This window comes from Pseudomonas sp. m6p, assembly GCF_055760375.1.
On record NZ_CM147084.1, the window covers coordinates 1,846,230 to 1,858,891 of the forward strand.

Here is a 12,662-nt window from a genome sequence, read left to right on the forward strand (position 1 = left end):
GCCTACCGTAAAACCACTATCCCGCATTCCGAGACCTGCCCATGTCCCCGCGTCTGGACTACTACAACGCATCGCCCAAGGCGATGAAAGCCATGCTCGCCATGGAAGCGCTGACCCGCGACCTGAGCATCGAGGCGCCACTGTTGCAACTGATCCGGATCCGCGCCTCGCAGCTCAACGGCTGCGCGTTTTGCACCGACATGCATTCAGTGGATGCGCGGCGCGCCGGGGAGAGTGAACGGCGTTTGTATGCGATTGCGGTGTGGCGCGACAGCGGCTTTTTCAATCCCCGCGAGCGCGCCGCGTTGGCCTGGGCCGAGGCAGTGACGTTGTTGGCTGAAAGTCATGTGCCGGATGATGTTTACCAGTTGGCCAAAGCGCAATTCAGTGAGGCCGAACTGGTGGATCTGACCATGGCAGTGACCACGATCAACAGCTGGAATCGCCTGGCGGTAAGTTTCCGCCAGATCCCAAGCGACTGACGTGCATACCCTGTGATTGAGGTGTTCCTTGTGGTGAGGGGATTCATCCCCGATGGCCTGCGCAGCAGGCCCAACACTATCCGCCGCGGGTCCTTCAGATAAACCGAGTCAGCGGGATTGACGACTGCTGCGCAGCCGATCGGGGATAAATCCCCTCGCCACAGGTGTGTTTCCCCTTCCTCTAGGTGTGTGAGCTTCTTAGCCTCAGGTGTTTGACTCATTTATTGGTTAATGGGGAGGTTCCGTTATTGGCGGGTGGGCGCTGTGGTTTGACTGAGGTGCCGAAGGTGTTACCCATGCGTGTGCCAGTTGCGGCCGGGGTCGCCAGCCCAACCTGATTCGGCGGCCGCTTGTTCACCGGCACATTCAGCGCTTCCTGATTCTTCTGCGCGGCGGCTGCACCCTCGGGATTGTTGCCCATCTGCTGACTCAGACAGTCATAATTCGGCGCCTTGTAGCCACCCACCGTTACCTCCACACAACCCAACGGCTGTTCGGCGTGGGCGCTGGCGAAGACGTTCAGCAGCAGCCCGCCGAGGGCGATTTTCCACAGTGATTTCATGCAAGCCTCCTGGCCGGCCCGAAGCGGCCGTTGTCTGCTTGCAGTCTAGTGCAAGCCTTGGGCGAATCCCGTGATGGTTTTTTTGCACCGCCCGTCACACCAGATTCATAAACAGCCATCAGGATGACGGTTTTCAGGGGTACTTCAGCCGTGCAGCGAGGCAGTTCCAGGGACGGTCTTCAGGGTTCAGCGACTCTTGTGCGCCGGGTGAGTCTGGGGCTGCTGCTTGGCTGGTTCAGCGGTGCGGCGACAGCCGAACCGGTGCCGGCCGATATGCGCATGACGCTGCACATCCCGGCGCAGGATCTGGCCCGGGCTCTGGATCAGTACAGCCATGCCACCGGGGTGGCGGTGCTGGTCGACAGCCAGTTGAGTCGCGGTCGGCGCTCGTTGGCAGTCGATGGCGAATACACCACTGCAGACGCCTTGCGCCGTTTGCTCGGCGGCAGTGGCCTGATGGCGCGTTACGCCCGCGACGATGCGTTCACCTTGCAGGTGGCGCAGGTCGAGGACGTGCCGTCGGCCCTGGACAAAAACACCCCGGCCAGTGCCGCTGTCAGTCGCAGCTACGCCACGGCGGTGCAAGCGGCGATCGAGCGCAACCTGTGCCGTTCGCCGCTGACTCGTCCGGGCAGTTATCGCGCGGTGTTGCAGGTCTGGGTCGGGCGTGACGGCGTGGTGCAGCACAACCGGTTGGTCACCACCACCGGTGATGTACGGCGCGATACCGCGCTGGTGGAGAGCTTTCGCAATCTCAGGATCGACCGGCCGACGCCCAGCGCGTTGCGTCAGCCGGTCACGTTGCTGTTGTTACCGGAGTCGTCAGGGAAACGCATGGAATGCACCCAATGGGAAGGAGTTTCCGGGGGATGAAAGACACCGGACAAGGTTCGATGGTCCAGCTGTTCCTGACGTCCTACGAGGACTTTCGGGTGCGCTTGCGCAGGCGTCTCGGCTCGGAAGATCTGGCCAACGACGTGTTGCACGAAACCTACCTGCGGGTCGACCGCATGGAAACGCCGCCCAACCTGCTGCGGCCCAACGCTTACCTCTATCGCATGGCCCTGAACATCGCCGCCGACCGCCGTCAGGCCGACGCGCGCCTGCTCACCGGTGAGGAAGTCGAAGAGCTGCTGCAGATCGGCGACGAGGCGCTGGACCCGGCGCGGGTGGTGGGCGGGCAAAAGGAAATCCAGTCGCTGCTCAGCGCCCTCTACGAACTGCCAGCGCGGCGTCGCCGAATCTTCATCGCAGCGCGGCTGGAAGAGGCGCCGCACCTGGAAATCTCCCAGCGTTTTGGCATCTCCACGCGCATGGTCGAAAAGGAAATCAAAGCTGCATTGGGCTTCTGCGCCGCGAAACTGGAAAGAAAAGTGTTTCAGCGGTTCGGTCGCGGGGCCGGAAAACCGTCTTCTGAATAGTGCCCGATCATTTCGTTGAGAATCTGCGCGTTTGAACATCTTTCGACTGACATCTGCCAAGCCATCGGCGGCCGACAATCTGCACAGCGAAGCCCACGACTGGTTGGTCCTGCTGACCTCCGGCCGCGCCACCGTGGCCGACGCCCGCGCCTTGCGCCAGTGGTGCGCGCAGAGCGCCGAACATGCTCAGGCTTTCGAGCAGGCCAAGGTGTTGTGGCACAACCTGCAGCCTGCCGCTGAAAGGCTGCAGTCGCCTCGGCGCTTTGGCCGACGGGCGTTTCTCGGTGGCGCCATCGCGGCGTCGGCGGCGTTCCTGCTGGTGCGCGGGACGATTCCCGGTGGCTTTGAAGGGCTCGGCGCCGATTACATCACCGAAGTCGGCCAGCAGAAGCGTTTCGAACCGGCCGACGGCGTGCGCCTGGAACTCAACACCCAGACCCGCATTAACCAGCGCGCCGGCGATGACGATGTGCAGAGGTTCGAACTGGTCAGCGGCGAGGTTGAAGTGCAGACCGCGCGGTTGCCATTGGCGATGCAGGCTGGAGGAGGGTGGTTGCGCGCCAGTCAGGCGCGGTTCAATTTGCGCAATACGGATCAGCAAGTGTGCGTGACGTGCCTCGATGGTTCGGTGGACGTCAATGTCGATGGCCACAGCCTGCGCCTGCAGCCCGGTGAACAACTGACCTACGACTCGCAACGAGTGGGCGCAGTGCAAAGCGTCGACACCGCCGCAGTGATGAACTGGCGCCAACAAGTGCTGGTATTCAACGGCGCAACCCTCAGCCAGATGATCGACGAAATCAACCGCTACCGCCCCGGCATGTTGCTGCTGCTCAACCGCGACCTCGGCCAACGCCGCGTCCAGGCCCGCTTCAGCCTCGACCAACTCGCCGGCGTCGCCCTGCTGATCCGCGACGCCTACGGCGTCAAATGCACCGAACTGCCCGGCGGCGTCGTCGTCCTCAGCTAACCCAATTCAGCCAACCCCACTACCCCCTGTGGGAGCTGGCTTGCCAGTGATGACGCCCTAACAGCCAACCACCCCCCAACTGACTGCCCCCATTCCAATGTAGGAGCTGCCGAAGGCTGCGATCTTTTGATCTTCAAAATCAAAGTCAAAAGATCGCAGCCTCCGGCAGCTCCTACAGAAATCTCCGATGCGCAGTGATATCGACATAACCTGCATGCATCACTCAAACGGCCCCATCACCTGCCGATACCGCTCCACCCCCTGCGCCGTCTCCCGCGTCAACCGCACCTCCAACCCCAACGGGTTCTCCCGCCGATTGCCACTCAACTGCCGCCAACCCTTATCCACCTCCCAAACCCGCACCTGCACATCACTCACCCCCTGCAACACCGCCACCCCGCCAGTCGGCGCCGGCAACGGATACCGACTCCGCGCCTCAGCTACCGCCCGATACAACGTATCCCCCTTGACCCACCAACGCACCCGCTGCAAAGCCCCCGGCTGATCCGCCGCACGGCGAATAATGTCCAGCCGAAACCCTTTGCTGTCACTGCTGCGCACCGTCAGCGCAGGCGGCGCACTCGGCGGCTCATCATCCACGCCAACCTTCTTCGGCTCACTCAACTCCACACCCGCACGCATCTCCACATCACGCTGCAACTGATTCAACGCCCGCAACAAACCGTCACTCTGCTCACTGCTCGCCTGCAAATGACTGTCCGCCCGCGTCACACTGTCCAGCCCGCGCCAGGCAATCAAACTGACCACCGCCATCAGCAGAATCGCGACCATCACCTCAATCAGGGTAAAGCCCCGTTGAGCGTTCATTGCACACTGATCCTGCCACTGGCATCACGCAGCACACTCAGCCGATTGAGCCCATCAGACAGGGTCAATTGCAGCGGCGGATTGATCCACTCGGCGTTAAGCACCACCTTCTGCTTCGGCTCCACCCGCACCCCCAGCTTCGGACTCTGCCAGGTGCGTGGCCGCAACTGCGGATCATCCTTGAAATGCTCAAACCCCCGGCCACTCTCACTGCGCCGACTGAAGCGAAAGCCCTTGCCATCACTCACCCACACAATCGGCCGACCATCCGCACGGGCCTCGGCCTGCGCGACCTGCAGCAACTGCGCCACCCGCTCGGCGTCCTTGCGCAGCAACTGCAGCGGATCCGGCTTGATACTCAGACTGATCGCCGCACTGGCGATCCCGATGATCACCAGCACCACCATCAACTCGATCAGCGTAAAACCCTGTTGCTTGCCCACCTTCATCGGTTGCGCACTCCGTTGCGTCCTGCCCCGTCCCAAAAAAACATCCTGCACGGCCAACATGTAAGACGTGTGAAATAAAACCGTGAGAATTGCCGCGTAGCCTGTCAGCAGGGACAAAAAGGAGATTCAGCCCATGATGCTCACCGCACGCATTTCCCCCCCGCAAACCGTCCAGGCCCTCGCACTGCTCGCCGCATTGGTCGGCGTCGCGACCTGGTCGTCGCTGCTCCTGACCTCCGCCGAATCCCACACCCCACCCGCACCCCCGCAAATGCTCACGGCACGCAGTGATAGCCCGGCGTTGCAGTGGTTTTCCAACCAGACGGCGCCGATGGACATCAAGGTGAGCGGGGTGATGGCGGGGAGTCGCGGGGCGGTGGCGATTTTGAGTTTGAACGATGGGCCGCCGAGGAGTTTTTTGCAGGGGGAGAGGGTGGGGCCTGGGGTGAAGTTGGTGACGGTGGAGGGGGATGGGGTGGTGATTGAGCAGGGTGGCGAGAGGGTGAGGTTGGAGGTGGAAAGGTTGGCGGAGGGGCCGCCGTTGTCGCCACTCATCCGGCCTGAGTAGAGCCTGTTCTTCCGCTTCCAGGAAATGACCATTCGTCATAAAGCCCCACTCACCTGTCAGATGTGACGGGTGACAGCCGCTCTGCATCAAGCCTTCAATCATCCCGAGTCTGCATGGCTGAACAGAAGTCTTCGCCATGCATAACTAATGATTGCCTGACAGTGAACCGGGTTATTCCAGGGACTGTTCGAAGCTTGAGATCAAGGCGGAGCATCATGCAAATCGAATGGACGCGGGTCAGGGCGTGGCTGTTGGTATTGCTACTGTTCAATAGTCTGGGTGAAGCCGCAACCGGCCCGGAAATCGCACAATTGCTCAACAAGCGCTATCAAAACGTGCAAGCAGAGTGTGTGGGCGGCAACCCGGCGTATTTTTGCAGCGGCGTCATGTTGCATGGCAGCGCTCCGATGAGCGAATTCTGGAAACACGATGATGTAGCCACGCAATTGGGGGCGGAAAGTTTTGTCTATCTGCGCGCCGATTTGGGTACGCAGACATTGCCGTCAGCCAACGGGGTGGTGTTCAGTGATTCGTTCACGGCTATCGGCAAGGACCAGCCACTGGATGTCCTGTGCGCCTATCCTTTCGCGTTCATACCTGTTGGGAGCCATGCGGGTTTCGGTTGCGGCCTGTCAACCGCAAGTCGACAGGCCGACGACGCGAGCTCTTGCGCAAGCGAGGGCGTAAGTGATTCAGCGAGTTGGTTGGCGCACTTCGAGCAACAAGGCCGACAACCGACAAAGCAATGCTCGTTGAGCAGTCTCAATCCCACGTTATTCAAGGCCAGCCTGCTGGCGCATCAAGGCATCGACAGCGATTGGTCGGCCCGACCTACCCAGTTGCAGATACGAAACTGGGACGAAGCCGCACCGAAAAAAATGCCGATCCAGGCGCTTTTTTACGATACGAATAAATCAGGTTCGTTGTTCGGGGCACAGAGAGATCAGTATGACTACTTTGCAACTACCGGGGATTGGCTGCCAATTCTGCGAATGGATTTGGCTCAGGCAGACCGTGCGGTATTTGGATTCAATCAGCAGGATCAGTTGTACATCGGTTATCAAGTGGCCGATAAACTGAATGCACGGTATGCCGACACCACGCCAGCCTGTCGTGGCAACACGCCGGCCTACGAGTGCAATGGCGTGTTGATCAGAGTGACAAGTGCTTCACCGGACTACCATGCGTGGAACCCAAGCTCGGGATCAGTACAGCGAAACGGCGTGTCATTTTCCTATATTCGAGAAGATGTCGGCACCAAGGGCTTCTTGTATGCGAAAAGCCAAGGTTTGATTCTCAAGGAAATGGCGGCACCCACCGGTTTTCCCCTTACCGTGCGCTGCGCCTATCCGTTTGATGCGGCAACCGATCACCGGAGCGACAGTTGCAACGAGTACGAGGAGTTACCCATTAGCAAGCCGTGTGTGGAGCAAGGTGTTATCGATATTACGACGTGGCGCGTTTATTACGATGAGTTGAACGGGGCTTATGGGCGCCATTGTAGTTTCGGTGCAAATCAATCCGAATTTGCGATGAGTGTTGATGTTAGATCTCACCTCCCTGATCCGAATATGCGCAGGCTTCATAACGAGGTCATCATCGCCGCGTGGCCCCAGAACATTGCGACGCAGCTCCCCATTCAAGCCTTTTTCCATACAAGTGAAACGGCGTTAACGAGCGCGCGCTTTTTTCAGCGCGATTACTTTCAGGAGACGGGGCAGTTCTTGCCTATTGTCCGGGTGAACTTGAGTGGCTCTGATGGTCGCACCTTTGTTTATGAACCTCATGACCAAACCGCTCAAGTTCCCATACTGCAAGTGCCACACGCATCAGATGTCGAGGCCAGTGTGACCCTGGCCGCTCTCGACGCCAAATCAGGTGTACGGGTGAGCGTTGCCTACCCTGGTATGAATAAGGACCAAAGCATTCAGTTGATAATGTCCGGCACGCCGGGAGCCGGCTCCCCGACGATTCCACCCATGCCGGGTGCGGAGAGTGGGAGTGCGGAGCTTTGGATTGATTCTGAGGCCATTGCTGCCAACGTCGGCAACGCCACTAAAAGCTTCATGCTCAAGTACGAAGTCACGGAAGGCGACAGTAAAACCGCGTCGGGCACGCTGACTGTAAACGTCCTGCCGTTACCTGCCGCGGAACTGGATAAACTCAGCATCGTGCAGGCTGAGGGCGATCAGCTGGATCTGAGCAAAGTTACGGAGGGCGGTACTCTCCGGGCGGGAGTCTGGGCATTCATGCAGGCTGGTCAGCCTGTTTGGCTGGAATTGAAAGGCAGGACTGCCACGGGTGCAGAGCACAATCTTCAAGTGTGGAAGGTCCCTGGCGCGGCAGTGAATCAGAGTTGGATTAATACCGGCCAATATGTTCGGACCGTGCCATACAGCTATCTTGAAGGGCTTGGAAACGATAGCTTGCTGGAGCTGCATTACAAGTTGGCTTTGACTATGAGCCAAGTCAAAGCGGACGCTATTGACGGGCCAGTGAAACGGTACAGGATCAAAGCGATGGATCTTGCGAAACCTTCTGTTAACCGGTCGCGCGCTCCGTTGCGGCCAGCCCCTTCCCAAAAAAACATCCTGCACGGCCAACATGTAAAACGTGTGAAGTAAAACCGTGAGAATTGCCGCGTAGCCTGTCAGCAGGGACTGAAAGGAGATTCAGCCCATGATGCTCACCACCCGCATATCCCCCCGCGAACCGTCCAGGCCCTCGCACTGCTCGCCGCCCTGGTCGGCGTCGCGACCTGGTCGTCGCTGCTCCTGACCTCCGCCGAATCGCATACCCCTCCGGCGCCACCGCAAATGCTCGCGGCACGCAGTGATAGCCCGGCATTGCAATGGTTTTCCAACCAGACGGCGCGGGTGGACATCAAGGTGAGGGGTGATGGCGGGGAGTCGCGGGGCGGTGGCGATTTTTAGTTTGAACGATGGTCCGCCGAGGAGTTTTTTGCAGGGGGAGAAGGTGGGGCCTGGGGTGAAGTTGGTGGCGGTGGAGGGGGATGGGGTGGTGATTGTGCAGGGGGGGAGAGGGTGCGGTTGGGGGTGGAGAGGTTGGGGGAGGGGGTGGAGATGCCTAGGTTGATTAGGCCGTGAATGGTACAGATTGAAGGCGGTTATTTTGCTGTTTCAGGTTGGATAGTAGCTACTGAAGTAACAGTTCATACCTTTGGTGCAGAGGAACCGCACAAGCTAAAAGTTTTTTTGGTTGCTATCGGCCTGAAGCGCACAGGAGCTCAAGGGACTGTCAGACGCAGGGCTACAGATCACATCTGTTTGAAATGGACTTGGCTTCGCCTGTGCCGTGACAACGATCGCCAAAAAAACGGCTACATTTGTAATGGAATAATGTGCTTTCCACATTTTTGTTCATAGATGATGAGTTGAAGGAAGAAGGAATGTCCACGAAGACCGGTAAGGCAATAAGCGGAGTTTACAATGAGGCAAATAACTTCCTGATAATCGGTCTTACGGGGCGTACCGGTTCAGGTTGCTCTACGGCTGCCAGCAAGTTGGGCGGAGTAAGCTTCGAATTCCCTGCAGAAGGTTATGAAGGGCTTACAGAGAATGAGTTAAAAAAACATAAAATAATTCACAAATATCTAAAGGGTAATGAGTGGGCTCCCTTTTATAAGGTCGAGGTGCGATCGTTAATTACATACCATCTGTTACTTTTGGAAAGGGATTCATTTATATTACATTTGGCTGGGGTTTCTGGCGCCGGGATTTCGCAAGAAATCGCAGCAACGATTTATGACGAGTCAAATGGAGTTCGAGAAGAGATTCTTAGGCTTAACTCATTCAGTGGGAGAGTTGATCCTCACTAAGTTGAGTCGTGGATTGAGCTTTACTTTTCAACTTTGCCGCTTGCTACTGAGAGCTTAAGAGACAAATTGGGGGGCGCAATTTTCACCAAGCTCTACCAAGAGTCAGGAGACAATATCAGATCTTCAGGGGTTGCGGATATAAGTGAGTTTGATGCTGATAAGTTATTTAACTTCCCAAAGCACTTGAATTTTCTGATTAAGCTTGTTCGTAAATCCACGGCGGCAAAAGGAATACCATGTAGGATTGTTATAGATGCCATTAGAAATCCGTATGAGGCATTTTTTTTAAAAAGAAGGTACGCAAATTTCTACCTTATATCGGTAAATACATCAAACTCAAAAAGATTGAATAGCTTGCAAGAGTATAGAAAGCTATCAATAAAAGAAATATCAGATCTCGATAATAAGGAGTACCCTGGGAAGATTTCTGGGGCAAATAAGTTTGTCGCACAAAATATTCAGGCTTGCATTGAGATTGCCGATATTCATGTTCATAACTCAAAGGCTAGTGAGTTTAACCAAAATGATTTGGTGAGTCAGCTAGCGTGGTATCTGGCACTTATGATGCATCCTGGCTTAGTGATGCCAACATCAGTCGAAAACTGTATGCAAATAGCATATACAGTAAAGCAAAGTTCTGGATGTATATCGCGGCAGGTGGGGGCTGTAATAACGGATATAAGTTACAGTGTAAAAAGCGTTGGCTGGAATAGTACTCCACAGGGGCAGACTCCATGCTTGTTGAGGAGCGCTGAAGACTTGTTGAGTGGAGTTAATAGTTCTGATTATAGCGAGTATGAGAGGAATGATAATGTGTTTCGTAAGGCGCTGAGTGACAAGTATTTTGATTTGATAAAGGCTGGCGCCACTCAGAAACGAAATATCCCGTTTTGCTTCAAGACTATACAAAATGAAATTGAGGGTGAAAAGAACCAGGTTCATACAAGGTCGCTGCATGCAGAAGAGAATGCTTTTTTGCAAATCGCAAAATACGGTGGGCAAGAACTTATAGGTGGCGTCTTGTTTACTACCGCAAGTCCATGCGAGCTTTGTGCAAAAAAAGCTTATCAATTGGGTATTACAAAAATTATATACATTGACCCATATCCAGGTATTGCTACTGATCATATTCTTTCTATTGGTGCAAAAAAGCCAATGCTTGAATTGTTCAGAGGTGCAGTGGGTCGCGCTTTCTATCAGCTTTATCAGCCTTTGATGCCTTACAAAGATGAACTGGAATTGCTTTATGCTATTCCGTCTTACCATAATCCTGAAAGTCCATCGAAAAGCTTTCTTATTAAAGAAAACGAAAGCCTATTAGCTCAAATTGAGGGTCTGAGAGAAGAACTTCGTAAGTCAAAAGCTAATTAGAGTTTCGTGCTCTGTGTTCATTGGGCGAAGGGGCAAAAAAGGAAATAGATTAAGCGGAAAATGAATTCACATTTTTATTGTTTTAAAAAAGAAAATACTCATTAAGTAGAGATTGTCAATGCCGCTCGATAAATACGGCACTATCTATTTTTTGACCGGGGAAGGATGGGTTGAAAAACCAAATTTTAAAGGGAAAGAGGTGGAAGTCATTGAAGAGTGGTGCGTTTCGGTTTTTCAAGCTCCATCAGGTCAATCGATGTTGTATAGGCACAAATTGGCGAGACCAGTCCGAAACTGAAGGGGCTCGCGGATAAACTGCGAGCCAAGTTATCTCGCCCCGCGGATTCTACATTTTTATCGCTACTAGCCAGAATTTGCTTTGGCGAAATAAATTAAAAAAACGTCTGGTTTTTTCAAGAACATGGATTTGTGCCCTTTCCTATTGAAAGAAAGTGCCAAGAAAATGGAGACGCTCATGGGCAAGAAAGACTCATCGCGTGGTTTAGAACTCGCGAAAGTAATACGATCTGGCGCAATGGGAGACGCAGCAAAGGAATATGCCGAACTCGGAATAGATGCCTTACTCGCCTCAGAGGCTGCGAAATCAATCCCGGTCATTAGCACCATAGCCGGTATCTTCAGCGCGACATTATCTATCAGAGATCACATTTTTTGCGGCAAGCTTCTTCGTTTTCTCAGTCAGCTTTCCGAGATTTCAGAAGATAAGCGGAATGAAATGCTTCGTAAGCTTGGAGAAAACGAAAAGTTCGCGGGAAAAGTAGGTGAAACAATAATCGAAATTCTGGAAAGAATGGAGAGTTCGAAAAAGCCTGAACTGGCAGCAAAGTGTTTCGCGGCTTATGCCAGAGAAGGTATTTCGTTTGAAGAGCTTAGCCGAATCTTATTCGCTCTTGAGCGAGTCCCGTCCCTTGATATCGATAAAATTGGAAAATTTTCCAAGGCGAAAATTGAAGATGCAGTCAAAATGGATGAGTCTCTTCTGCTTGCATTTGTGAACGCCGGTCTGGGAATGAACAATGGCGGCCTTGATGGTGGTGTCGTTCGCCCGACTAAACTCTGTCAGCTTTTTCTGAAGGTGGGCCTGGTGGCATAGTCACGTAGTGGCGTTATCGCGCCCGCCCGGCAGCTTTTGACAAAAAAGATAGCCGTTCGACGAAGAAAAGGAGAGGGATATATTATTTAAAAAATAGATCCGTCTCCTTTTTCGCGATCGCAATAGGTGATTATTCTATTGTTGGTTTTGCTACTCAACTCTCCGCATTGCCTTCTTTTGTGGGATATTTTCTTTCATCCCAGAAAGATATGTTCTTGTTCTTTCGAAAATCAGACTCCATGCTAATAAACTTTTCACGAAGTCGAGCGATATCGTCGTCGCCACCCTTAAAATGATCAAGCATATCGAAAAGCTGATCGGTCATTTTCAGCATTATTTGACGCTTTCGAATTAGAGCGAAGAAGCACGAGTGTCCGATAGCGTAAGTCTCTGGGGTCGTATCAATACTTGCGAATCCGTTGATGTAAGTGTTCGTTACATCCTCCCACTCATTGCCATCTGCAATTTCGTCCAGGTGTGCTGGCGTTGTTTTACTCGGTTCTCTTTCTGGTATTAGTTCAATGTTTGCGAGAGAGTAAATTTTTGCGGTAAGCTCCGAGCAAAAGGATGAAGCGTCGTCACCAGTTAAGAAAAATTTATAGTTGTACGCTTGGCCAGCGTAAAACATTGTGGCTCTCTGAAGTTGCTCGAAATCTTCTTGAGTTAGCCCAGCTTTTCTAATAACCCGCCAACCGTCCTTAACCGACTTGTTTATAGACGGATATGCTGTGAAGTGTACTCCCCCATCAGGTGTTGCGTGAACAAATGCACCGTCTCCCATGGACACCATAACATGGCTAGACTTAGCTTTTTTGTATATAAATTTTTGAAGCGTCGCGAGCCACTCCGATCCCTCGCCGCACATCAAAAAAATATCTCCGGGCATCATGAGGGTTGTTTCATCGGTTTCGTTATGCATTGCAGCGTCCTTGGTGGTGATTCATTGGTTTTCTATCACTGATTATTATATTAGGTGTCCATCCACTAATTTTTTTTTCGAACGTTTCGAACAGATTTTTGCAAAGGCGCGTAAAAGGGACAGAGGAATCGGCCAATGAA

Annotated in this window: 13 protein-coding genes and 1 pseudogene; 10 read left to right on the plus strand and 4 right to left on the minus strand. The window is 53.9% G+C overall.

The window, feature by feature from the left end:
• Positions 1–41 precede the first annotated feature (41 nt).
• Complete coding sequence (locus ACYZUM_RS08415; RefSeq protein WP_041062432.1) at positions 42–482, plus strand: carboxymuconolactone decarboxylase family protein; 441 nt, start codon at positions 42–44, stop codon at positions 480–482.
• 217 nt (positions 483–699) lie between these two features.
• Here ACYZUM_RS08415 and ACYZUM_RS08420 read toward each other — a convergent pair whose 3' ends face one another.
• The gene (locus tag ACYZUM_RS08420) at positions 700–1,044 is read right to left on the minus strand and encodes a hypothetical protein (RefSeq protein WP_108182489.1); all 345 of its coding nucleotides are present in this window, start codon (positions 1,042–1,044) and stop codon (positions 700–702) included.
• Positions 1,045–1,251: 207 nt separating this feature from the next.
• Here ACYZUM_RS08420 and ACYZUM_RS08425 point away from each other — a divergent pair, with 207 nt between their 5' ends.
• Genes ACYZUM_RS08425 through ACYZUM_RS08435 form a run of 3 tightly spaced genes read left to right on the plus strand, consistent with a single transcriptional unit; the run spans position 1,252 to position 3,435 of the window.
• Positions 1,252–1,917, plus strand: a complete 666-nt coding sequence (locus ACYZUM_RS08425; protein ID WP_473061309.1) for a secretin and TonB N-terminal domain-containing protein — start codon at positions 1,252–1,254, stop codon at positions 1,915–1,917.
• The gene (locus ACYZUM_RS08430) at positions 1,914–2,465 is read left to right on the plus strand and encodes an RNA polymerase sigma factor (protein WP_027613107.1); all 552 of its coding nucleotides are present in this window, start codon (positions 1,914–1,916) and stop codon (positions 2,463–2,465) included. The genes ACYZUM_RS08425 and ACYZUM_RS08430 overlap by 4 nt, the downstream gene beginning before the upstream one ends.
• Before the next feature lie 31 nt (positions 2,466–2,496).
• A complete protein-coding gene (locus ACYZUM_RS08435) occupies positions 2,497–3,435 on the plus strand; it encodes a FecR family protein (protein WP_108182491.1) in 939 nt (312 codons plus the stop codon).
• A gap of 219 nt (positions 3,436–3,654) precedes the next feature.
• On the opposite strand, the gene ACYZUM_RS08440 is transcribed toward ACYZUM_RS08435, so the two are convergent.
• Together ACYZUM_RS08440 and ACYZUM_RS08445 are read right to left on the minus strand one after the other, a co-directional pair.
• Positions 3,655–4,263 carry a prepilin-type N-terminal cleavage/methylation domain-containing protein gene (locus tag ACYZUM_RS08440; RefSeq protein WP_108182492.1) on the minus strand — a complete coding sequence of 203 codons (609 nt, stop codon included), beginning with the start codon at positions 4,261–4,263 and terminating at the stop codon, positions 3,655–3,657.
• Positions 4,260–4,712, minus strand: a complete 453-nt coding sequence (locus ACYZUM_RS08445; protein ID WP_108182493.1) for a GspH/FimT family pseudopilin — start codon at positions 4,710–4,712, stop codon at positions 4,260–4,262. The genes ACYZUM_RS08440 and ACYZUM_RS08445 overlap by 4 nt, the downstream gene beginning before the upstream one ends.
• A 133-nt stretch (positions 4,713–4,845) precedes the next feature.
• Here ACYZUM_RS08445 and ACYZUM_RS08450 point away from each other — a divergent pair, with 133 nt between their 5' ends.
• The 6 genes and pseudogenes from ACYZUM_RS08450 (at position 4,846) to ACYZUM_RS08475 (ending at position 11,603) form a co-directional block, all read left to right on the plus strand.
• Positions 4,846–5,280 (plus strand): type II secretion system protein N, encoded by a 435-nt coding sequence (locus ACYZUM_RS08450; RefSeq protein WP_108182494.1) that lies wholly within the window; start codon positions 4,846–4,848, stop codon positions 5,278–5,280.
• A gap of 215 nt (positions 5,281–5,495) precedes the next feature.
• Entirely contained in the window at positions 5,496–7,904 is a 2,409-nt protein-coding gene (locus ACYZUM_RS08455) for a hypothetical protein (RefSeq protein ID WP_108182495.1), read from the plus strand.
• Between the two features lie 55 nt (positions 7,905–7,959).
• Positions 7,960–8,387, plus strand: a pseudogene (locus tag ACYZUM_RS08460) (type II secretion system protein N).
• A gap of 302 nt (positions 8,388–8,689) precedes the next feature.
• Positions 8,690–9,118: a hypothetical protein gene (locus ACYZUM_RS08465; RefSeq protein ID WP_262948266.1), complete on the plus strand. Its 429-nt coding sequence runs from the start codon at positions 8,690–8,692 to the stop codon at positions 9,116–9,118.
• Between the two features lie 66 nt (positions 9,119–9,184).
• Entirely contained in the window at positions 9,185–10,489 is a 1,305-nt protein-coding gene (locus ACYZUM_RS08470; RefSeq protein WP_473061310.1) for a hypothetical protein, read from the plus strand.
• 475 nt (positions 10,490–10,964) lie between these two features.
• On the plus strand, positions 10,965–11,603 hold the full coding sequence (locus ACYZUM_RS08475; protein WP_108182496.1) for a hypothetical protein: 639 nt from the start codon (positions 10,965–10,967) through the stop codon (positions 11,601–11,603).
• Between the two features lie 154 nt (positions 11,604–11,757).
• Here ACYZUM_RS08475 and ACYZUM_RS08480 read toward each other — a convergent pair whose 3' ends face one another.
• A complete protein-coding gene (locus ACYZUM_RS08480) occupies positions 11,758–12,522 on the minus strand; it encodes a hypothetical protein (RefSeq protein ID WP_108182497.1) in 765 nt (254 codons plus the stop codon).
• Between the last annotated feature and the right edge of the window lie 140 nt (positions 12,523–12,662).

Bases quoted from the DNA above. Each gene is read 5' to 3' on its own strand.
- ACYZUM_RS08415 (WP_041062432.1), top strand. From the start codon at position 42: ATGTCCCCGCGTCTGGACTACTACAACGCATCGCCCAAGGCGATGAAA.
- ACYZUM_RS08420 (WP_108182489.1), bottom strand. From the start codon at position 1,044: ATGAAATCACTGTGGAAAATCGCCCTCGGCGGGCTGCTGCTGAACGTC.
- ACYZUM_RS08430 (WP_027613107.1), top strand. From the start codon at position 1,914: ATGAAAGACACCGGACAAGGTTCGATGGTCCAGCTGTTCCTGACGTCC.
- ACYZUM_RS08440 (WP_108182492.1), bottom strand. From the start codon at position 4,263: ATGAACGCTCAACGGGGCTTTACCCTGATTGAGGTGATGGTCGCGATT.
- ACYZUM_RS08445 (WP_108182493.1), bottom strand. From the start codon at position 4,712: ATGAAGGTGGGCAAGCAACAGGGTTTTACGCTGATCGAGTTGATGGTG.
- ACYZUM_RS08450 (WP_108182494.1), top strand. From the start codon at position 4,846: ATGATGCTCACCGCACGCATTTCCCCCCCGCAAACCGTCCAGGCCCTC.
- ACYZUM_RS08455 (WP_108182495.1), top strand. From the start codon at position 5,496: ATGCAAATCGAATGGACGCGGGTCAGGGCGTGGCTGTTGGTATTGCTA.
- ACYZUM_RS08465 (WP_262948266.1), top strand. From the start codon at position 8,690: ATGTCCACGAAGACCGGTAAGGCAATAAGCGGAGTTTACAATGAGGCA.
- ACYZUM_RS08475 (WP_108182496.1), top strand. From the start codon at position 10,965: ATGGGCAAGAAAGACTCATCGCGTGGTTTAGAACTCGCGAAAGTAATA.
- ACYZUM_RS08480 (WP_108182497.1), bottom strand. From the start codon at position 12,522: ATGCATAACGAAACCGATGAAACAACCCTCATGATGCCCGGAGATATT.